This is a genomic window from Allobosea sp. NPDC055353, assembly GCF_053644975.1.
This window is the reverse complement of sequence record NZ_JBSHMC010000001.1, coordinates 2,758,647-2,778,334: the sequence shown is the minus strand read 5'-3', so window position 1 is coordinate 2,778,334 and position 19,688 is coordinate 2,758,647. Positions and strand designations below refer to the sequence as shown.

The following is a 19,688-nucleotide window of genomic DNA, read 5'->3' as shown; positions in this document are numbered from 1 at the left end:
GTTGCGAACCGGAAGGGAATGTTCAGATGCTGACAAAACGCGATCTGCTGGGCTCGGCTGCGATGGCCTTGTGCGCCGCCGCAGCGACGAAATCCAGTCCGGTCCTTGCGCAGAACAAGGCCGAATGGCCCAACGTGTTCGAGGCCAAGGACATCGCCGAGGAAGGCTTCATCTATGGCCTGCCGCTGGTGATGAACTATGCGGTCATGCAAGAGTATGCCGTTGACAGGAATTCGGGGCAGTTCAAGGCCCCCTTCAACGAAATCTACAACATGCACCACGTCGCCACCCCGGCGGACACGGCAATCATCACGCCGAACAGCGACACCCCTTACTCGTTCGTCTGGCTGGATTTGCGTGCTGAACCAATGATCATCTCGGTGCCGACGGTCGAAAAGGAGCGCTACTACTCGGTCCAGTTGATCGACGGCAATACCTACAATTTCGGTTATATAGGCTCGCGCGCTACGGGGACCGATCCGGGCGCCTATCTGGTGGTCGGGCCGGACTGGAAAGGCGAAACGCCGAGCGGGATCAAGAAAGTCTTTCGATCGACGACGCCGTTCACGTTCGCGGCTTTCCGCACCCAGCTCTTCAATCCCGACGACATGCCGAATGTCGAGAAGATCCAGGCCGGCTACAAGGCGCAGCCGCTTTCCGCTTTCCTCAAGCAACCCGCCCCGCGTGCCGCGTCCAAGATCGAATTCCTTCCGGCCACCACGGCCGGGATCAAGGATAACTTCTTCCAGTATCTCGACGCGGCTCTGCAGTTCGTCCCTGAGACATCAAGGGACAAGGCGGTTCGCGCGAAACTTGCAAAGATCGGCATCGGCCCCGGAAAGACCTTCGCGTTCAAGGATCTGTCGCTCGAACACAAGGCCGCGATCCTGATCGCCATGAAGCAGGGTGACGACAAGGTCGACAAATGGCTGGCCAGCGGGAACAAGGACATTAACGGCTGGAATGTCGGCTCGTTCTTTGGCGACGAGACCTTCTTCAACGGCGATTGGGTGATGCGGGCCGGCGCTGCCAAGGGCGGCCTTTATGGCAACGATGCCGTGGAAGCCATGTACCCCTATACCCGAACGGACGCGACCGGCGAGCCGCTCGACGGCAGCAAGCACAAATACACCATCACCTTCGCACCCGGCCAATTGCCGCCAGTGAATGCGTTCTGGTCCGTGACGATGTACGACGGCAAGAGTCAGTTCTTGGTCAAGAACCCGATCAATCGCTACCTCATCAACTCCCCGATGTTGCCGGCGATGAAGAAGGACGCGGATGGCTCGCTGACGCTGTACATCCAGAAGAACAGCCCCGGTGCCGATAAGGAAGCCAATTGGCTTCCAGCGCCGGATGACGAGATCTATCTGGTGATGCGCCTCTATTGGCCGAAGCCGACACCGCCGTCTATCCTGCCGGCGGGGCAAGGGACTTGGCAGCCGCCGGGCGTGAAACGGGTCTCGTAGAAGACGATAGCTTCGTACACCTCTCCGTCGGAAGCTCGTTGCAATAACGCCGGCAGCTCTTGTGCTGTCGGCAGATGACGCTGGCCGTCGATGCCCAAGAGCGGACTTTCCCAAAATCAGAAACGGGCAATCGCTGGTCGCTAGAAGCCGACCTTGAAAGGTCGCAGTAGGTCGTTTCCACTCCTGACGCGGTCGGGCAGCTAACGTCTGCTTTCGGGCAGAGATCCAAGTTCCGCTACTGGCGCGAAACGGCGGTCGAACGCTTAGCTTCGCGCCCGGGCTAGGGCGTCTCGCACCGCACAGCGCGAGCCTGCGGCATAGAGAAAAACGGGTACGCCGACGACGGACCAGACGTCGCGGGCGCCGAACAGCACGGCACGCGCGAGCGCGAGAAGATTGACGGCGCGGTTCTTGCCGAAGAGCTCGCGCGCACTCTCTCGCCTTGCTCTTGCCGAGCATCGGCGGAAGCGAGGCGACGACGCCGAGCAGGACCAGGCCGAGCGCTACAGCCATCGCCCAATGGTACGGGCGGCGACAGTCTCCGGGTGCGCCGGGCGTTCAAGCATAAAGCCGGATTGGCGCCCAATCCAGCGATCGGCCAGTCTTTAGAACAGGCCTGAACGGACCACGCCGGAACGTCAACTACATCCGCCTGAAGCCGCAAGCGCTTTATCGTTGGCGAGCTAGACCATCAGCCGATATTGTCTCGGCCGGGTGGGGCGATCCCTGGTCGAGCTTCGGTAAGGCCAGCGTTACTTGCAGGCCCCCAGCCGGGCGATTGGCCAGTTCTATCCGGCCACCATGAGAATAGACGACGGCAGACGCAATCGTAAGGCCGAGACCGGAGCCGCCGGTCTGGCGCCCTCGCGATTCCTCCAGCCGCACGAACGGGTGAAAGACGCGCTCCATGTCGGAGGGAGGAATGCCCGGCCCCTCGTCCTCGACCGTCACGACCAGGTTGCCGTCTGCCTCCTCGATCGCGACGGCGACATGGGTGCCGTATTTCACCGCGTTCCCAATGATGTTGGAGAAGGCGCGCTTCAACGATAAGAACCGCCCCAGCACCGGCCCCGACTTCAAGCCGGACAGCGTCACCTTGTGCCCCTGATCTAGCTGCTCGTCGACGATAGTCTCGATCACCGAGGCAATATCGATCGGGCGGATCGGCTCGCTTGATATGCCTCCGCGCAAATATTCCAACGTCGAGTCGATCATGCCCTCCATCTCATTGAGATCGGCGTCCACCATGACCCGGGTTGCGTCGTCGTCGAGTAGCTCAGATCGGAGCCTCAAACGTGTAATGGGGGTGCGCAGGTCGTGGGAGACCGCCGCGAGGGCCTGCATTCGCTCCGTGACTAGGCGCTGGATGCGTTCGCGCATCGTGTTGAACGCTCGCGCCGCCCGCCGGACCTCGGCCGGTCCGCTTTCCGAAAGAGGATGAGGGGTCTGATCGAGACTGAAGCGCTCGGCTGCGATGGCGAGGTCGCGCAACGGCCGTATCGCCCAGCGCAAGAGCAGTAGGGCAACGACGACGATGCCGACGCCGAAGCAGATCGTCACTGTCAGCACGCTCCAGTCGGCGTGCTGGGTCGCTCCGAGCGCCGACGACGAGAAATTGACCCAGGAGCCGTCGTCCAGCCGCACCGATACCAGCATCATGTGCTTGTAGGCGTCTGCGTCACCGGCTTCGAGCGCGCCGTCGTCGGCGAACCCGACCCTGAAGGACTCCGCGGCCAGGTCCGGCACCAGCTCCTTGAGCCTGGCCTCCATCGTCCGGGTCCTCTCCGTCTGGGGCGCGGATCCGAGGACCAGGCTGACCTTGCTCCAATGCACCTCGAGGCTGGCGCTCGACAGATCATGCGCAACGCGGTCCCGGTCCGGGGCTTCCGGCAGGCTGGCGATAGCCCGCTTGATCGAGACCATGCGCTCGGCCAAGCCGCGATCACGCGCTGCCGTCGCGAGGCCTTCCACGCCGACGCGGTAGGCCCAGTAGCCGAGGAAATGGAAGGCGAGCAACGCCGCGACGAGGATCAAGATCGCACGGCTCGCGACGGTGTCGGGAAAGAGACGGCTCAGGGATCTCCTCAAGCGGGCAGCCCCTCATGCAATCGGACGCTCGAGGTGAACATATACCCGGCGCCTCGGATCGTCTTGATGAGTTGCCCACCATTGCGGTCAGCCTCGAGCTTGCGGCGCAATCGGCTGATCTGAACGTCGATGGTCCGGTCAAAGGGGTCATCGCTCGCCCGGGCTTTGGCGAACTGCATCAGCGCCTCGCGCGAAAGAACGCGGTTCGCGTGCTCGACGAAGGCGACGAGCAGATCGAACTCCCCCGTCGACAGATCGACCAATGTCCCCGAAGGCGACTGGAGCTCGCGGCGGCGCATGTCCATTTTCCAGCCATCAAACGAGATGAATTCGCTCGCCCGCGTTCCCCCGAGGCCGCGTGCCGTCCGCGAACGCCTCAGCACGGCGCGCACGCGGGCGAGCAGTTCGCGTGGGCTGAAGGGCTTCGTGACGTAGTCGTCGGCGCCGCCTTCCAAGCCCAGGATGCGGTCGCTCTCCTCGCTGCGGGCAGTTAGCATGACGATTGGGACTTGCGAGGTTGCGCGCACGTCGCGGCAAAGCTCGACGCCGGATCGCCCCGGCAACATGAGGTCCAGAACGATCAGGTCTATTTCCGTATGGGCCAGAACGTCCATCATGCCACGGCCATCGGACGCGCCCGTCACCTGGTACCCATGGCGCTGAAGAAAGCGCGCCACCAGCAGCCGAATCTGCGGATCGTCGTCGACCACGAGGACGTGCCCGTGATCGTCGGACGAGATGGAGGCGGGAGCTTGGTTCACGCTGCGGTCCTCGCTGAGATGCCTCCGGTTCTTTCGGATGCACCTTCGGCTCTATGGCGTTGGCAGAATAGCGCTCCCTGAAGGTCCGTGCCCGCCTGGCTTTGAAACAATTTGTAACGGACGTCGGACGGGGGCGGTTGCTACCCCTGGGTTCACCGAAGCCGAGGGAGCCCGAGTCGTGACATTCGTGAAAGTGCCGATCATCGCTTTGGTCGGGCTCGCGCTCGGTGCTTGTTCGCTCGCATCCGTCCCGGACTACCTGGCCCGGCCTGCCGATCCCAACATCAAGGTTCCCGCGACTGGCTATCGCAGCGTGACAGCCGGTGCGGAGGCACTTCGCCCGGCCGAGCCGAAGGACTGGCGCGAGCTCAACCGCCGGGTCGGACCGCAATCATGAGAGCCACCGCTCGCCCGACCGTTTCGCTCGACCTAGCCCCGGCCGACGGCCGAGAGAGGCCTGCCTTGATCGCCGCTGCCACAAATGCTCACCGTTGCTTCAAGCTGGGGCTGCTCGCGGGTGTTGCGGCGCTGCTCGGTGGGTGTGCGAGCCTGTCCGCCGACGGTGGCATGAACCCGGTCCAGGCCGTTGCTTACGCCGAGATCGGCAAGGACGTGGTCAAGGTCGGTGATGACCAGACGGCATCGACCACCAAGGTGCGGGTCGATCAGCTCCTGCGCAAACCCCTGACGGCGGATTCCGCAGTCCAGATCGCCTTGCTGAACAATCGCGGCCTCCAGGCATCCTTCAACGAGCTCGGCGTGGCCGAGGCGCAGATGGTCGCATCGAGCCTACCCCCGAACCCAGTCTTCGGCGTATCCAAGCTTTCGGGCCGGTTCGAGATTGAAATCGAGCGCCAGATAGCGGGCAGCCTCCTCGCGCTGGCCACGCTACCGGCCCGGGCCGAGATTGCCGGGGACAGGTTTCGCACCGCGCAGCTAAGGACGGCCGAGGCCGTGCTCAGGCTCGCCGCGGACACGCGCAGACAGTACTACCGCGCAGTCGCCGCGAACGCGCAGGTCGGCTTCTTCCAGCAGGCCAAAGCATCGTCGGACGCGGCTTCGGAGCTGCTGAAGCGGCTCGGCGAATCCGGTGGCGTCAACAAGCTCGACCAGGCCCGTGAATTTGCCTTCGATGCCGAGCTCGCGACCCAACTGGCGCAGGCGCGCCTTCAGCAGCGCCAGGAACGCGAACGGCTGGTGCGCCAACTCGGGCTGTGGGGCGACGACCTCAAGTTCCGACTGCCCGCTGCGCTCCCAGGGCTCCCTCGCATCAGAGCCGCGCAGGCGATCGAGGCGGAGGCCTTGCGCAAGCGCATCGACATCCAGATCGCTCGCGCCGATCTCGACGCGCTCGCCAAGTCGCTCGGCCTGACGCAGGCGACGCGCTTCGTCAACGACGTCGACCTGCTCGGACGCCGCACTTACGATCGCGGACGTAGCGTGTCCGATGACGGCCATGTCGAGCGCGAGAGCAGCCGCAGCCGAACGCTCGAACTGGATATCGAGATCCCGATCTACGACTTCGGGCAGTCCAAGGTCGCCTTGGCTGAGCAGACCTATATGCAGGCCGCCAATCGCCTGGCCGAGAAGGCTGTCAACGTGCGCTCCGAGGCGCGCGAGGCCTATACCGGGTACCGCGCCAGCTATGACATCGCGCGGCAGTACGAGAACAATGTCCTGCCGCTGCGCAAGATCATCCAGGACGAGTCGCTGCTGCACTACAACGGCATGCTGAACGACGTGACCGACCTCATCGTCGATGCCCGCGGGCGCATCCTGTCAAACGTCGCGGCGATCAACGCCAAGCGAGATTTCTGGATCGCCCATACCGACTTCAAGCACGCGTTGATCGGCGGCGGATTGGGTGGTGGCGGCGGAGCCACAGTGGCGGCCGCCGGTGGCGGCGAAGGGGGAGGGGCAGCGCATTGACCCAGTCCCGGAAGGAGCGAGACATGACGACGCTGTCACGTAGGGGCTTCATGGGTTCGTCGGGCCTCGTGCTCGCAGGGGCCGCTGCCGTCTCGGGCCGCTCTGCCTTCGCCGCTGTGCCGGAGGCGCCAACCATGACGGAGGCCTCGACGCAGGCCCCGCTCACACCGACCTCGGGACCCGACTATCAGCCGGTCGCCACGCTGAACGGGTGGACGCTGCCCTGGCGCATGAACGGTGACTGGAAGGAGTTCCATCTCGTCGCCGAACCGGTCGAGCGCGAAATGGCTCCGGGCATGAAAGCCTATCTCTGGGGCTATAACGGCCAGTCGCCGGGGCCGACGATCGAGGCTGTCGAAGGTGACAAGGTCCGTATCTACGTCACCAACAAGCTGCCGGAGAACACCACGATCCACTGGCACGGCCAGCGCTTGCCGAACGGCATGGACGGCGTCGGTGGCCTAACGCAGCCGCATATCCCACCGGGCAAAACCTTCGTCTACGAGTTTCAGCTCCGTCGCTCCGGCACCTACATGTACCATCCGCATTCCGACGAGATGGTGCAGATGGCGATGGGCATGATGGGCTTCTTCGTCGTCCATCCTAGCGATCCGGCCTTCCGCCGGGTCGACCGGGACTTCGTCTTCCTGCTCAACGCCTTCGACATCGAGCCCGGCTCCTACGTGCCGAAGGTCAACACCATGCTCGACTTCAACCTGTGGTGCTGGAACAGCCGGGTGTTTCCAGGGATCGACCCATTCGTGGTCGGGCTGAACGACAAGGTGCGGATCCGGTTCGGCAATCTCACCATGACCAACCATCCGATCCACATGCATGGCTACGAGTTCAAGGTCTCCTGCACCGACGGCGGCTGGGTCGACCCGGCCGCGGCCTGGCCGGAGGTCTCGGTCGACTGCGCGGTCGGCCAGATGCGCGCCTTCGACTTCGTCGCCGACGAGCCGGGGGACTGGGCGATCCATTGCCACAAGTCGCATCACACGATGAACGCCATGGGCCATTCGGTGAAGACCTATATCGGCGTCGGCAAGAAGGATCTCGCCAAGCGCATCGCCAGGATCGCGCCCGGCTACATGCCGATGGGCTCGAACGGCATGGGCGAGATGGGCTCGATGGAAATGCCACTGCCCGACAACACCTTGCCGATGATGACGGGGTTCGCTCAATTCGGCCCGGTCGAGATGGGCGGAATGTTCTCGGTGGTGAAGGTCCGCGAGGGGCTGGCAAAGACCGATTACAAGGACCCGGGACCGTACAAGAACCCCGAGGGGACGGTCGCCTTCGAATACAAGGGCGCGAAGCTCAGTGAAGCGCCCCGCACAAAGGGGCCGGACAGCGGTGTCCAATCCGTCGATTGGCGGGTCAAGGATCCGCGAAAGCCGAAACTCGGTCCGAACGGTAAGCCGCTCAGCGCTGCCAAAAACCCGCATTCCAATCACTGACCACCGACTTTCAGGAGCATCCACATGACGATGAAGACGTCGACACTCACACTTGCGGCTCTCGCTACCCTGCTTTCGGTCGGTGCGGCTTGGGCCGGGCCTGGCGGTGCAGGTCACAGCCATGGCGACGAGACCGCCTATGGCAAGCCAGGCGATCCGAAGAAGCCTGCTCGCATCGTCTCGGTCGTAATGAGCGAGAAGGACGGCAAGATGGCCTTCATACCGGATCGGATCGAGGTTCGGCGCGGCGAGCAGGTGAAGTTCACGCTTCGCAACAACGGCGAACTCGACCACGAACTCGTCCTCGCCACGCTCGAGGAGAACCTCAAGCACGCGATCGAGATGCAGAAGAATCCCGACATGGAGCACGACGACCCGAACGCCAAGCGTCTCGCCCCGAAGAAAACCGGTGAGATCGTCTGGCAGTTCACCAAGGCGGGTGAGTTCGACTTCTCCTGCTTGATTCCCGGTCACCGTGAAGCGGGCATGACCGGCAAAATCATCGTCAAGTAAACGCCTCGCTCAGTCAAAGGAGCATCCGATGCTGAAAACCGTTGCCACCATCGTTTTCGTCGCCTTCGCGCTGCCGGCCGCAGCTCAGTCGGTCAACGGCACCGTCACCAAGGTCGACGCGTCCCAGGGCAAGCTCACGATCAACCACGGCCCGATCAAGAACCTCGACATGGAGGGCATGACCATGGTGTTCCGGGCGGGCGATCCGGCCATGCTGAAAGGCCTGAAATCCGGGGACAAGATCAAGTTCGATGCCGACCGCGTGAACGGTCAGATCACGGTCACCAAGCTTCAGAAGACCAAGTGATCATCACTACCCAGGGCGGGCCCGCACGGCCCGCCCGACTTCGTCTCGCCCACATCGCAATCGCGATCCTGGCAAGCATCTCCACCGCGCAAGCCAGTGACGTCGGTCTTCAGCGCGCCCTGCTTGAAGCAGGCTGCATCGAGCCCAAGATCGAGACGGCGCTTAAACAGGAGACGATGGTCGTCTATCGCGCCAACTGTCTGGGATCCTCACACAAGATCATCGACATCGTCTGCAGCGGTGATCGCTGCTCGGTCAGTGCGCCGCCTGAAGAACGGGATCGGCCTTGACCTTACCATGATGGGAAGGTGCATGCTGATCTTCAGTTGCCCATCAAGGAGTTTGCAGCGATGTGCTCTTGCCAGAAATCAAGCCCGACGGCCGAAGCGCGGATCAGCGAGGACGCCATCAATTTCCGCGTCGATGATATGGCCTGCGGCCACTGCGCCGGGACGATCGAGAACGCGATCAAGACGGGGTTGCCCGGGACAACGGTGTCCGCGGACCCGGGCTCGAAGATCGTCAGCGTCCGAGGGCCTGCCGAGTTCGCGGCCATCAGATCGATCGTGATCGGAGCCGGATACACACCTGGCGTCGAACCAATCACCTGAGGCACACGGCAAGCCGCGTCGGCCAACGAAAACCTTCAGGTCTCCTGGGAGTGGCGCAGCGGTTCAGTTGGTCGGCGCCTGCCTCATCGCGGCGTCCATCCGGTAGTGAAGTTTGATCCCAATCAAAGTGGAGTTCGGGGATGAGCGTATGGTTGGATTTCAGCGGAATCGCTGATTCAACGACGCCTCGGGCAGGGAAATCACGGACGAAAGCACCGGATCCCGCCCCAGTCGTCAGATGAGGAGGAGCATCGCCATGACCAGCATTGCCTTCCCGACCACTGGACAGAGCGGTACGGCGCCCGCGCCGTTGCAGCTCCCGCTGCGCATATGCGGCGCGACGCTTGCCGCATTTGCCGTGATTTCGTTTCTGCTCTGCATGCTGCTCGGCATGATCGCGCCCGACTGGGGACTGCATCGGCCATGGTTGCAGTTCTATCTCGGCTTGACCGGGTTCGACCTGCGCAGCCTTGCTCTGGGGACCGTCCAGAGCCTGGCCTTCGGTGGCTATGCGGGAGTGATGATCGCGTTCCTTTTCAACATCATCAATCGCAGGGTGGGTTAAAGGGTGCGGCCGGGATCATGCCGCGCCGCGTTCACGTGAACCTGAAGGCCGGAAGCTTTTGCGCTGACCGGCATCATGGCAGAATGAGCCTATGAAGTTGCGGCTCCTAGCGCATTGTCTGGTTCTGGCCCTGTTCGTCATGGCCACCGTCCTGGCTGCCTTTGTCAGCCCGGCGCAGGCCGGATACGGCCGGACGGACATCACGGAAGCGGCCATGTCGATGGACGCGGACATGCCGTGCTGCCCGACCGACCAAGGCAAGGCGAAGGACTGCGCGACGAACTGCCCGGCGCTGAGTTTTTGCCTGGCCAAGTGCTTCCCGAGCGAGCCGACCGCTTTCGTCACGCTCGTTCAGCCCGTCATCGCCATGATCGGCCTTTTCAGCGACGATTCCGCCCGAGCCTCACGGCCGTTCGAGCCGCCCGCCCGACCTCCGCGAACCTGAGACATCGCCGGCGCCAGCGCGTCGGCTTCGACCGCACGGCAGCCCGGGCGGTCGGTCAACCGTGGCTCGCGCCACGTTCGAGGCTCTGCGCACGCGCAGCAGCCTGACGCTCTCAGGATTTAGACCATGACATCCATGAACACCTTGCGCGCGCTTGTCGCTGCGCTCCCGCTCGCCGCCGTCTCGCTCCCGGCACTCGCGGATATCAAGGACTATGAATTCCGCCTCGTGCAGAGCGAGCTCAAGCAGGGGAACGGCGTGACCGTCGCCGTTCAACTCATCGACAAACGTTCCGGTAAGCCGGTCCCGGACGCGGTGATCTTCGCCAAGCGCATCGACATGGCGCCCGATGGGATGGAGACGATGGCATCGCCGATCGAGGCAATGCCCTCGACCGAGCCGGGGACCTATCGTTTCAAGACGAGCCTCTCCATGGCCGGAGGCTGGCGCCTGTCGCTCGGGGCGAAGGTCCAAGGCGAGACGGGCACGCTTGAAAACAAGCTGATCCTCAAGGCGATCCCATGAAACGTATCGCCCTCACGGGTGTGGCTCTCGCCGCCATTCTGGCGGCGGGAGGCACCGGCTTTTGGGCCGGGCATCGCGGTCTTGCCGCACCCGGTCTGCTCGCGTGGCTCGGCATCGAAGGTTCGCACGCCGCGAGCGAACCTCGAGGCACCGGGCCGGTGATCTACTACCAGCACCCCGACCGGAGACCGGTCTACTCGGCGCAGCCACGCCAGGCCGAGGACGGGAGACCGTTCAGGGCCGTCCATGCCAGTGAGGACATCAGCTTCGAGGAGAAGCCGCCCGGAGAAGAGAAGGTGGCCGAGGCGGGGAAGGGCCGCATTCTCTACTACCGCAATCCCATGGGCCTCCCGGACACCTCGCCAGTGCCCAAGAAGGACTCGATGGGGATGGACTACCTCCCCGTCTACGACGGTGAGGGGAGCGAGAAGGGGATCGTCAAACTGTCGCCCGGACGCATCCAGCGCAGCGGCGTGCGCTCGGAGCCGGTCAGCCGTCGCGCCGTCGGCCAGGCGATCCGCGTACCTGGCACGGTGCAGCTCGACGAGCGGCGGATCTCGGTCGTGTCGATGCGCGCGGACGCCTTCGTCCAGGAGGTCGCGCCGGTCACGACGGGCGATCGCGTCACCAAGGGTACGCGGCTCGTGCGGCTCTATTCTCCCGAGATCAGCACCGCGGGAGCGCAGTTCATCACGGAGCTCAATGCCGCAGGGCGCGGCGTGCCCGAGGGTGGCGCACGACAGCGCCTGGAGAACCTCGGCGTACCGCCGGAGGTCATCGCCGAGATCGAGCGCAGCCGGAAGGTGCCGCTGACCATCAACTGGTCGGCACCACGCGATGGCATCGTCCTGGAGCGCAGCGTCAGCGACGGCATGAAGATGGCGGCCGGTGACAGCCTGTTCAGACTCGCCGATATCTCGACGATCTGGGTCGTCGCCGACGTGCCGGAACGCGAGCTTGCTGCGGTTCGGATCGGTGCGACGGCGACAGTCCGACTGCGCGGCCGTCCCGGGACCTCATTCGAGGGTCAAGTCAGCGTAATCTACCCGCAAATCGCGGACGCAACGCGCACCGCGAAAGTCCGCGTTGAGCTAGCCAATCGGGACGGCATCTTGCTGCCGAACATGTATGCCGACGTCGAGATCGGCTCCGGCGACGAAGCCCCGGAACTTGTGGTTCCCGACAGCGCCGTGATCGACAGCGGGACGCGCCGCATCGTCATCCTCGACCGCGGCGAGGGCCGCTTCGAGCCGCGTGAAGTCAGGCTTGGCCGTCGCGGCGATGGTATCGTCGCAATCACCGAGGGCGTCTTCGAGGGCGACCGCGTCGTCATCTCAGCCAATTTCCTGATCGATGCCGAAAGCAACCTCAAGGCCGCCCTGAGCGGGTTCGCGCAGCCGGAGGCCAAGCCATGATCGCCCGCCTGATCGCCTGGTCGGCGCGCAACCTGATCCTCGTCTTCGTCGGCGCGGCCTTCGCCGTGGCCGCCGGAGTCTACGCGCTCAGGACGTTGCCGCTCGATGCCATCCCCGACCTCTCCGACGTCCAGGTCATCGTTTACACCGAATATCCCGGCCAGGCGCCGCAGGTGATCGAGGACCAGGTCACATATCCGCTCACAACCTCGATGCTGACCGTGCCGAAGGCGCGCGTCGTGCGCGGCTTCTCCTTCTTCGGCGTCTCCTTCGTCTACGTCATCTTCGAGGACGGAACCGATCCCTACTGGGCGCGATCGCGGGTGCTCGAATACCTCAACGCCGCCGCGCGCAGGCTTCCGACGGGCGTCTCGCCGACGCTTGGGCCGGACGCGACCGGCGTCGGTTGGGTCTACCAATACGCAGTCATGGCCAAGGAGATGAACTTGGCTGAGCTACGCTCCTTGCAGGACTGGACGGTGCGCTTCGCCGCCTCCCGTGCGGAAGGCGTGGCGGAGGTCGCCAGCGTCGGTGGCTTCGTCAAGCAATATGCAATCGTGGTCGATCCCGTGCGGCTGCGTGCCCAGGGCGTCTCGTTGACCGCACTGCGCGAAGCAGTCCGCAGCAGCAACCTGGATGTCGGCGGGCGCACGGTCGAGCTCAGCGAGTTCGAGTTCATGGTGCGCGGCCGCGGCTACCTGAAGTCGATCGCCGACATCGAGAACATCGTGCTGAAAAGCGAGCGCGGGGTGCCTCTGCGGCTTTCCGACGTTGCCCGGATCGAGATCGGGCCGGACGAGCGGCGCGGCATCACCGAGCTCAACGGCGAGGGGGAGGTCGCGAGCGGCATCATCCTGCAGCGCTTCGGCGCCAATGCGCTTTCCGTCATCGATCGCGCCAAGGCCCGGCTTGCCGAGATCGCGGCGAGCCTGCCGGGCGGGGCTGAGATCGTGCCGGTCTATGACCGCTCGGGATTGATCGAACGGGCTATCGAGACGCTGAAGGACACGCTGATCGAGGAGGGCATCATCGTTGCGCTGGTCTGCATCGTCTTCCTGCTGCACCTGCGCAGCGCCCTGGTGGCGATCATTATGCTGCCGGTCGGCATCCTGATGGCCTTCGCCGCGATGAAGGCGCTCGGCCTTGGCTCGAACATCATGAGCCTCGGCGGCATCGCGATTGCGGTCGGCGCGATGATCGACGCCGCGATCGTGATGATCGAGAACGCCCACAAGCATCTCGAACGAGCTCAGCCAGGCAAGCCGCGCGTCGAGATCCTGATCGAGGCGGCGAGCGAGGTCGGACCGGCGCTGTTCTTCAGCCTGCTGGTTATCACCGTCTCCTTCCTGCCGATTTTCACGCTGGAGGCGGAGGAGGGCCGCCTGTTCGGGCCGCTTGCCTTCACCAAGACCTTCGCCATGGCGGCGGCGGCTTTCCTGTCGGTGACGCTCGTCCCGGCACTGATGGTCGTCTTCGTCAGGGGTAGGATCATCCCGGAGCATCGCAACCCGATCAATCGGATGCTGATCGCGCTCTATCGGCCGTTCATCCGCGGCGTTCTTGGGGCCAAAACCCTGACGATCGTTCTCGCACTCGCGGTCCTCGGGCTCAGCTTTTGGCCTGCCCGGCAGCTCGGCTCCGAGTTCATGCCATCGCTCGACGAGGGCACGCTGATGTACATGCCGACGACGTTACCTGGGCTCTCGGTGACCAAGGCGGCGGAGCTGCTCCAGACCCAGAACCGGATCATCCGTTCCTTCCCGGAGGTCGCATCGGTCTACGGCAAGGCCGGCCGCGCCCAGACCGCGACTGACCCGGCTCCGACCGAGATGTTCGAGACCATCATCAACCTAAAGCCCAAGGCCGAATGGCGCGAGGGCGTCACGCTCGACGGCCTGAAGGCGGAGATGGACAAGGCGCTCCAATTCCCCGGCGTCTCCAACGCCTGGACGCAACCGATCCGCGCCCGCATCGATATGCTGGCGACGGGCATCCGCACACCGATCGGGGTCAAGGTCTTCGGCACCGACCTCGCACGGATGGAGGCGATTTCACGCCAGGTCGAGACCGTGCTCAAGGCGGTGCCGGGCACGAGCAGCGCCTATGCCGAGCGGGTCATCGGCGGGTACTTCCTCGACATCGTGCCGGACCGCATCGCCCTAGGGCGCTATGGGCTCTCGGTCGGCGACGTCCAGAATGCGGTTGTGATGGCGATGGGCGGCGAGACCGTGACAACGACGGTCGAGGGGCGCGAGCGCTACGGCGTGATCATCCGCTACCCCCGTGACCTCCGCTCCGATCCACAGACGATCGCGCGCGAGGTTCAGGTCTCGACGCCGTCCGGCGCCAGCGTCCCGCTTGGAGAGGTTGCGAGTATCGAGCGAAAGCGTGGCGCGACCTCGATCCGGACCGAGAATGGCGAGCTCGCGGTGTACATCTTCGTCGACACCGTGGGTCGCGACCTCGGTGGCTATGTTCGCGACGCCCGGGACGCGATCGCCAAGAGCGTCGAGATGCCACCGGGCTATCGCATCGCCTGGAGCGGGCAATTCGAGTATCTCGAACGGGCGGAGGCGCGCCTCAAGCTGGTCGTGCCGGTGACACTCGCGATCATCTTCCTGCTGCTCTACCTGAATTTCCGCAGGCTGACCGAGACCTTCATCGTCATGCTGTCGCTGCCCTTCGCGCTCGTCGGCGGCGTCTGGCTGCTCTGGTGGCTCGGCTTCAACATGTCCGTCGCCGTCGCTGTCGGCTTCATCGCCCTTGCGGGCGTCGCCGCCGAGACCGGGGTGATTATGCTGATCTACCTCGACCATGCCTTGAACGAGGTGGAGGCGCGCCGAGAGTTGGAGCGGCGAGCCTTCACGCGAGCCGATTTGCACGAGGCGATCATGCTCGGCGCCGTCGAACGCGTGCGGCCGAAGATCATGACCGTGGTCGCGATCATGGCGGGCTTGCTGCCGATCCTGTGGAACACCGGAACGGGCTCGGAAGTGATGCAGCGCATCGCCGTGCCGATGATCGGCGGCATGGTGTCCTCGACGGTGCTGACGCTGCTGGTGATCCCGGCGATTTACGGCTTGGTCAAGGGTTGGCGGCTGCCACCGTCAGCGGTGGCCGAGAAGGTTGCGTCGGAGATAGACCCGGGACGCATCACGTCCCCCGTCGAATATGCGGAGGAACCGAGATGAACGAGATGATGAATGGCATGGGCTGGGGCATGGGGCTCGTAGGCTTGCTCGCCATCGTTGTCCTGGTGCTGGCGATCGCCGCCCTTGCCAAATACCTCTTCTTCCGGTGAGTGAGGCCGGACGCGCGACGATCGTTGAGACAAGCGCGGCTGGTTGGTCCACAGTGAGGAGAGACAAGACTCGCTCGGCATCGGATGACTGCTAGCAACCTTCCAACCGCGACTAATCGGCCAGGGCGGCGTAGCTGGCTTGCCGAATGCTCTGGGGCCTGTGGCGATCTCGGAACCTTCATCCCGCACGTGATCGGCGCCATGACAGTGGCTGGCTTGGCGCCCGCCGGGGTGCTCTTCGGCTTCGGTGTGTCATTGGTGGGGGCCGGGCTCTTCTACGGATTGCCGATGGCCGTCCAGCCGATGAAGGCGGTCTCCGCGGTTCTGCTGACCGGCCAGCTCTCGGCGGAGGGGACGGCGGCCGCCGGGCTCGTCATCGGGATCGTTCTCGTTGTTCTGGGCGCGACCGGTCTGATCGGACGCGTGGCCCGCTTAATACCGCAATCCGTCACTGCCGGGCTTCAACTCGGTCTCGGCATCACGATGGGATGGCTCGGCATCAAGATGGTGACCGCCGAACCTTGGATCGGCTTCCCCGCGCTGGCCGCCCTCGCGGGACTGCCGCGGATCTGGCCAAGGGCTCCGGCCACGCTTCTTGTCCTCGTCACGGCCACGGGGACGGCCCTTGCAACCGGACTAACGAAGCGCCCCGATCTGTCCGGCTTCGAGTGGCAACTCCCGGCTCTTGTCCTTCCGCAGAGCTGGAGATCGGTGTGGGAGGGAATCGAACTCGCCGTCCTACCGCAGATGCCGCTGACATTGACCAATGCGGTGATCGTCACGGCGGCTGTTTGCGGTGAGCTCTATCCGGACCGTACGGAGCGGACGTCCGTCCGAAACCTCGCCCTGACGTCCGGCATCGGCAATCTCCTGCTTGCTCCGTTGGGCGCCATGCCGATGTGCCATGGCGCTGGCGGCGTGACGGCACAGCATCGCTTCGGTGCCCGTTCCGGATGGGCTCCGATCCTCTTCGGATCGATCCTCCTTGTGCTCGCCCTGGGCTTCGCCGCCAATGCCGCGGCTCTGTTCGCGACGATACCGCTCAGTGCCGTCGGGGCCTTGCTGCTGATGGCGGGGACCGATCTCGCCTTGTCGAGGCGCCTCTTCGATTCCAGGCCCGACTGCTGGCCCGCCATCGGCATCGCCGCGGCTTCGACGGCATTGCTCAATCCGGCGATAGGCCTCGCGGGCGGCTTGGCCGCCGAGTTCCTGCGCCGCGCCATCAGGAACTCACGTTAGCGGGGCAATGAAGCCCGGGAGACAGCATGAGCGTCGAGCCGTATCCATCCCGTCGCGCCCTCGTATTAGGTTCCATGCAAGCCATCGTCGGTGCTGCCTTGTGGCGTCCGTCGCGGGCAGCGGAAGCGCTTCCGAAGATGAAGGTGACCCGAGATCCGAGTTGCGGATGCTGCGGCAATTGGGTTGCTCATGTGAAGGCCGCAGGCTTTCCCGTCGAGGTGGTCGAAATTCCCGACGTGATGCCGCTCAAGGCTAGGCTCGGCGTGCCTGATGCCTTGACCTCCTGCCACAGTGCCGAAGTCGCTGGCTACGTCGTCGAAGGTCACGTTCCGGCCGAGGCAATCAAGCGATTGCTGGTCGAACGCCCGAAGGTGACCGGCATCGCGGTCGCAGGGATGCCGGTCGGCTCGCCCGGAATGGAGGTGCCGGGCCATCCCGCTCAGACTTATGACGTCGTCATCTTCTCCGCAGGGAGGCAGAACGTGTTCGCCCGCTATCGCGGGGCCCAGCAGATCCCCGGACGAGCGGGTTGAGCGCCGTCTCGCGGTCGACAGGAGGCGGCGGGCTCTGCTGTGGTCAGGAAGCGGCCTTGTCACCACGCCGCTCGCCTTCAACCAGGGTTGGCGACCGCGGATTGGCAGGCGGAAACTGGCGATTGTCATTGCTCTTCAGCCCGTTTCGACGGTTGTCGCCCATCCGCTCAAGCGCGTCGGTCATCCTCCCGATCGGACCACTGAAATCAGGGATATCGATCAGGGCAAGCAGTAGTCCTGCAACCCAGAACGCGTGCACATGGGTGAACATGGCGAGCAAGCCCAGGACGCAGACGACCTGATACTGCACCTTTGTAGACTTGTGCGCGATGTGGTCGGGAAGCGCATGAAGCCTTAGATACAGGAGGCCTAATGCGAGCGCGAACGCGATCAGGAAGATCGCCATTCCGATCATTAAATAGTCCGGGCCTCCCGGCGCCGGAATGAACGACGGAAGTGGTTGTGATGCCAACGGATGAAGCGAAGGCGTCAAGCGAACCTCCGGCATTTCCTGGGTTGCCTGGGTCACAGACCGACCTCAGCGCATGTTCATACTCGCGGCAGGTCCCGATAAGGGCAAACGCATTTTCTTCCGCGTACCTGCGACGGAATATGACCTTGGATCAGAAACGAGGAAAGGACCAAGGTGCAGTTGGCTGGAATTGACCTCCCGGGATTGAACCCGGTCGCCCGAGAACTCAAGGCAGGCGAGACGCTTTTCGCGACTGGCGATGCGACCCGAGGGTTCTTCGTGGTTCGCACAGGGCGCGTTCGCCTTGTGCGCTTCGGCGCGAGCGGGCGAGAGACGGTCCTGTTCGTCGCGGGACCGGGCGAACGCTTCGCCGAGGCGTCGCTCTTCACCGAGACCTACCACTGCGATGCGCAGGCGTTGACCGCGAGCTCGGTCGCATGTTTTCCCAAGACAGAAGCCCTCGATTTGCTCCAGAGCGAAGCGGCCTCGCGACTTGATCTGACTGCCGATCTCGCGCGGCAGGTCATGGAACTCAGGGCTACCTTGACCCTGCGGGATATCCGCTCGGCGCGCGAACGCGTGCTTGCCTACCTCGTAGCGCGGACTGGCCCGGATGGCAGAACAGTGGTGACACGGGAGCTGCTGAAAGACGTTGCTGCCTCGATCGGCCTGGCCCCCGAGGTCCTGTATCGGACCCTGGCACATCTAGAAGCGGAGCGGGTCATTCGGCGGAGCGGCAGTGCGATCGAATTGACATGATTGAAATCATGTGACGGCGAGCACGCGGAGGGTATCGAAACGGTCAAGGAGACCATTTCGATGATCAATAGAACCGTTACATCCCACTTGATCGGGCTAGCCATGTCGGGGTGGGCTGGTGCCGTCTCGGCACAGCCCGTGAGCCCCTACGCGGGGCAGCAGACCCGTGAGATCAAAGCTCTCTCGCCGAAAGAAATCGAGGACCTTGTTCACGGCCGCGGCATCGGGCTCGCAAAGTCGGCGGAACTCAACCGCTATCCCGGCCCCCTCCATGCACTCGAACTGGCAGGGGAGCTCGAGCTCTCAGCCGAACAGCGCGATGGTTTGGAAACGTCCAAGGCGCGCATGAGCAAGCGGGCACAGGCGCTCGGAGCCGAGATCCTGAGCCTTGAACGCAAGCTCGACGCGGCCTTCGCTCAGCGCTCGATAGATCGGGTGGGACTGGAGGAGCTGACGGCTCTGATCGGCGTGAAGCAAGGCATGCTGCGCGCGGTCCATCTTGAAGCCCACATCGAGACGGCGGGACTGCTCACGCCGGAGCAGCTCGCGCGGTACGATACGGCCCGCGGCTACGAAAAGGCATCGTCAGACCCGCAAAGCGGCCATGGCACGAAGCATCACTAGGATCGTTCCGGCATGTCGTCTCAACAGTATCGAAAGCTCAGACCAGTGAGGAAGCACCATCACCCGCTGGCAGCGCAGGAGACACGCGTCTTTTCCATGTAAAGCGAACCGTCACGGATCGAGATCAGGAACGCCCGCCTGAGGCCACTGTCAAACGTTACCACGATCGCATTTGAGGTGACGATGTAGCTTCCGCTGCTTTGCCACAGGCCATCATAGTTGAAGCGTCCATCGTTGCCGAACGCGAATTTCGCACCGCCGCCCGTCGAGCAGACCTTTCCGCTGATTGCGGTCGTGATCTCCTGCGCGCTCAGCGACAGGCCGGTGGGGTGGGCGTCGACGGTGCCAACCGGAACGACGAGATTGACCAGGCAACTGGCCGAGACGGCGGCCCTGCGGAATGATTCCATCGCTGCCTCCCCGGCAGCGCCGTGACCACCGAACCGGCAGATCGCGGCTCAAGGACGAGAACAGTCCAAATATAGGGGTTCCTGGGCCTCGCTCGACCGTTCCAAGGGCAACAATCGGCTTACCGAGCGTCGAGTGTAGAAAGCTGGCATTGCCGACTCAAATTCGCGTGCACATTGCGGCAAGGATGCCAGGCGAGACAGCACCGCTCCCATCGCGGCGATCATCGTGCATGACAAGGTACATAACCGCAAAGGGTTTGGT

At 64.0% G+C, this 19,688-nt stretch carries 21 protein-coding genes; 17 read left to right on the top strand and 4 right to left on the bottom strand.

All coding sequences use genetic code 11. The annotated features are described in order from the left end of the window. Positions 1-26 precede the first annotated feature (26 nt). The gene (locus tag ACWIEX_RS12870) at positions 27-1,469 is read left to right on the top strand and encodes a DUF1254 domain-containing protein (RefSeq protein ID WP_454033377.1); all 1,443 of its coding nucleotides are present in this window, start codon (positions 27-29) and stop codon (positions 1,467-1,469) included. Between the two features lie 669 nt (positions 1,470-2,138). On the opposite strand, the gene ACWIEX_RS12865 is transcribed toward ACWIEX_RS12870, so the two are convergent. Beyond that, positions 2,139-3,503, bottom strand: a complete 1,365-nt coding sequence (locus tag ACWIEX_RS12865; protein ID WP_454033376.1) for an ATP-binding protein — start codon at positions 3,501-3,503, stop codon at positions 2,139-2,141. Between the two features lie 50 nt (positions 3,504-3,553). After that, positions 3,554-4,318, bottom strand: coding sequence for a response regulator (locus tag ACWIEX_RS12860; RefSeq protein ID WP_454033375.1), 765 nt, complete (start codon positions 4,316-4,318; stop codon positions 3,554-3,556). Between the two features lie 178 nt (positions 4,319-4,496). Here ACWIEX_RS12860 and ACWIEX_RS12855 point away from each other — a divergent pair, with 178 nt between their 5' ends. The 14 genes from ACWIEX_RS12855 to ACWIEX_RS12790 all read left to right on the top strand — a co-directional run bounded on the left by ACWIEX_RS12855 (position 4,497) and on the right by ACWIEX_RS12790 (position 17,161). After that, positions 4,497-4,715: a hypothetical protein gene (locus ACWIEX_RS12855; RefSeq protein WP_454033374.1), complete on the top strand. Its 219-nt coding sequence runs from the start codon at positions 4,497-4,499 to the stop codon at positions 4,713-4,715. A 65-nt stretch (positions 4,716-4,780) separates the two neighbouring features. Continuing rightward, a complete protein-coding gene (locus tag ACWIEX_RS12850; protein WP_454033373.1) occupies positions 4,781-6,247 on the top strand; it encodes a TolC family protein in 1,467 nt (488 codons plus the stop codon). Between the two features lie 23 nt (positions 6,248-6,270). Beyond that, positions 6,271-7,707 carry a multicopper oxidase family protein gene (locus tag ACWIEX_RS12845; protein ID WP_454033372.1) on the top strand — a complete coding sequence of 479 codons (1,437 nt, stop codon included), beginning with the start codon at positions 6,271-6,273 and terminating at the stop codon, positions 7,705-7,707. A 30-nt stretch (positions 7,708-7,737) separates the two neighbouring features. Next, on the top strand, positions 7,738-8,220 hold the full coding sequence (locus ACWIEX_RS12840) for a cupredoxin domain-containing protein (protein WP_454033509.1): 483 nt from the start codon (positions 7,738-7,740) through the stop codon (positions 8,218-8,220). Between the two features lie 28 nt (positions 8,221-8,248). Then, entirely contained in the window at positions 8,249-8,527 is a 279-nt protein-coding gene (locus ACWIEX_RS12835) for a copper-binding protein (protein WP_454033371.1), read from the top strand. After that, positions 8,524-8,817: a hypothetical protein gene (locus ACWIEX_RS12830; protein ID WP_454033370.1), complete on the top strand. Its 294-nt coding sequence runs from the start codon at positions 8,524-8,526 to the stop codon at positions 8,815-8,817. The genes ACWIEX_RS12835 and ACWIEX_RS12830 overlap by 4 nt, the downstream gene beginning before the upstream one ends. Before the next feature lie 60 nt (positions 8,818-8,877). Next, positions 8,878-9,138 (top strand): heavy-metal-associated domain-containing protein, encoded by a 261-nt coding sequence (locus ACWIEX_RS12825; RefSeq protein WP_454033508.1) that lies wholly within the window; start codon positions 8,878-8,880, stop codon positions 9,136-9,138. Positions 9,139-9,394: 256 nt separating this feature from the next. Further along, a complete protein-coding gene (locus tag ACWIEX_RS12820; RefSeq protein ID WP_454033369.1) occupies positions 9,395-9,703 on the top strand; it encodes a hypothetical protein in 309 nt (102 codons plus the stop codon). A gap of 91 nt (positions 9,704-9,794) precedes the next feature. Continuing rightward, entirely contained in the window at positions 9,795-10,148 is a 354-nt protein-coding gene (locus ACWIEX_RS12815; RefSeq protein ID WP_454033368.1) for a hypothetical protein, read from the top strand. 135 nt (positions 10,149-10,283) lie between these two features. After that, on the top strand, positions 10,284-10,673 hold the full coding sequence (locus ACWIEX_RS12810) for a FixH family protein (RefSeq protein WP_454033507.1): 390 nt from the start codon (positions 10,284-10,286) through the stop codon (positions 10,671-10,673). Next, on the top strand, positions 10,670-12,088 hold the full coding sequence (locus ACWIEX_RS12805; RefSeq protein ID WP_454033367.1) for an efflux RND transporter periplasmic adaptor subunit: 1,419 nt from the start codon (positions 10,670-10,672) through the stop codon (positions 12,086-12,088). The genes ACWIEX_RS12810 and ACWIEX_RS12805 overlap by 4 nt, the downstream gene beginning before the upstream one ends. After that, a complete protein-coding gene (locus tag ACWIEX_RS12800; protein ID WP_454033366.1) occupies positions 12,085-15,279 on the top strand; it encodes an efflux RND transporter permease subunit in 3,195 nt (1,064 codons plus the stop codon). Before ACWIEX_RS12805 ends, ACWIEX_RS12800 begins: the two co-directional genes overlap by 4 nt. Positions 15,280-15,473: 194 nt before the next feature. After that, positions 15,474-16,628, top strand: a complete 1,155-nt coding sequence (locus ACWIEX_RS12795) for a putative sulfate/molybdate transporter (RefSeq protein ID WP_454033365.1) — start codon at positions 15,474-15,476, stop codon at positions 16,626-16,628. Between the two features lie 26 nt (positions 16,629-16,654). Continuing rightward, complete coding sequence (locus ACWIEX_RS12790; protein ID WP_454033364.1) at positions 16,655-17,161, top strand: DUF411 domain-containing protein; 507 nt, start codon at positions 16,655-16,657, stop codon at positions 17,159-17,161. Positions 17,162-17,204: 43 nt separating this feature from the next. Here the strand turns inward: ACWIEX_RS12790 and ACWIEX_RS12785 are convergent, their stop codons facing one another. After that, on the bottom strand, positions 17,205-17,654 hold the full coding sequence (locus tag ACWIEX_RS12785; RefSeq protein WP_454033363.1) for a hypothetical protein: 450 nt from the start codon (positions 17,652-17,654) through the stop codon (positions 17,205-17,207). Positions 17,655-17,807: 153 nt separating this feature from the next. On the opposite strand from ACWIEX_RS12785, the gene ACWIEX_RS12780 reads away from it, so the two are divergent. Both ACWIEX_RS12780 and ACWIEX_RS12775 read left to right on the top strand, forming a co-directional pair. Beyond that, positions 17,808-18,392 carry a Crp/Fnr family transcriptional regulator gene (locus ACWIEX_RS12780; RefSeq protein ID WP_454033362.1) on the top strand — a complete coding sequence of 195 codons (585 nt, stop codon included), beginning with the start codon at positions 17,808-17,810 and terminating at the stop codon, positions 18,390-18,392. A gap of 60 nt (positions 18,393-18,452) precedes the next feature. After that, a complete protein-coding gene (locus ACWIEX_RS12775) occupies positions 18,453-19,016 on the top strand; it encodes a hypothetical protein (protein WP_454033361.1) in 564 nt (187 codons plus the stop codon). A gap of 59 nt (positions 19,017-19,075) precedes the next feature. Here the strand turns inward: ACWIEX_RS12775 and ACWIEX_RS12770 are convergent, their stop codons facing one another. Further along, a complete protein-coding gene (locus tag ACWIEX_RS12770; RefSeq protein WP_454033360.1) occupies positions 19,076-19,426 on the bottom strand; it encodes a hypothetical protein in 351 nt (116 codons plus the stop codon). Positions 19,427-19,688 lie beyond the last annotated feature (262 nt).

Excerpts from the sequence above, each read along its gene's own strand:
- ACWIEX_RS12870 (WP_454033377.1), top strand. The coding sequence starts at position 27 with ATGCTGACAAAACGCGATCTGCTGGGCTCGGCTGCGATGGCCTTGTGC.
- ACWIEX_RS12845 (WP_454033372.1), top strand. The coding sequence starts at position 6,271 with ATGACGACGCTGTCACGTAGGGGCTTCATGGGTTCGTCGGGCCTCGTG.
- ACWIEX_RS12840 (WP_454033509.1), top strand. The coding sequence starts at position 7,738 with ATGAAGACGTCGACACTCACACTTGCGGCTCTCGCTACCCTGCTTTCG.
- ACWIEX_RS12835 (WP_454033371.1), top strand. The coding sequence starts at position 8,249 with ATGCTGAAAACCGTTGCCACCATCGTTTTCGTCGCCTTCGCGCTGCCG.
- ACWIEX_RS12825 (WP_454033508.1), top strand. The coding sequence starts at position 8,878 with ATGTGCTCTTGCCAGAAATCAAGCCCGACGGCCGAAGCGCGGATCAGC.
- ACWIEX_RS12820 (WP_454033369.1), top strand. The coding sequence starts at position 9,395 with ATGACCAGCATTGCCTTCCCGACCACTGGACAGAGCGGTACGGCGCCC.
- ACWIEX_RS12815 (WP_454033368.1), top strand. The coding sequence starts at position 9,795 with ATGAAGTTGCGGCTCCTAGCGCATTGTCTGGTTCTGGCCCTGTTCGTC.
- ACWIEX_RS12810 (WP_454033507.1), top strand. The coding sequence starts at position 10,284 with ATGAACACCTTGCGCGCGCTTGTCGCTGCGCTCCCGCTCGCCGCCGTC.
- ACWIEX_RS12805 (WP_454033367.1), top strand. The coding sequence starts at position 10,670 with ATGAAACGTATCGCCCTCACGGGTGTGGCTCTCGCCGCCATTCTGGCG.
- ACWIEX_RS12800 (WP_454033366.1), top strand. The coding sequence starts at position 12,085 with ATGATCGCCCGCCTGATCGCCTGGTCGGCGCGCAACCTGATCCTCGTC.
- ACWIEX_RS12795 (WP_454033365.1), top strand. The coding sequence starts at position 15,474 with ATGACTGCTAGCAACCTTCCAACCGCGACTAATCGGCCAGGGCGGCGT.
- ACWIEX_RS12790 (WP_454033364.1), top strand. The coding sequence starts at position 16,655 with ATGAGCGTCGAGCCGTATCCATCCCGTCGCGCCCTCGTATTAGGTTCC.
- ACWIEX_RS12775 (WP_454033361.1), top strand. The coding sequence starts at position 18,453 with ATGATCAATAGAACCGTTACATCCCACTTGATCGGGCTAGCCATGTCG.
- ACWIEX_RS12770 (WP_454033360.1), bottom strand. The coding sequence starts at position 19,426 with ATGGAATCATTCCGCAGGGCCGCCGTCTCGGCCAGTTGCCTGGTCAAT.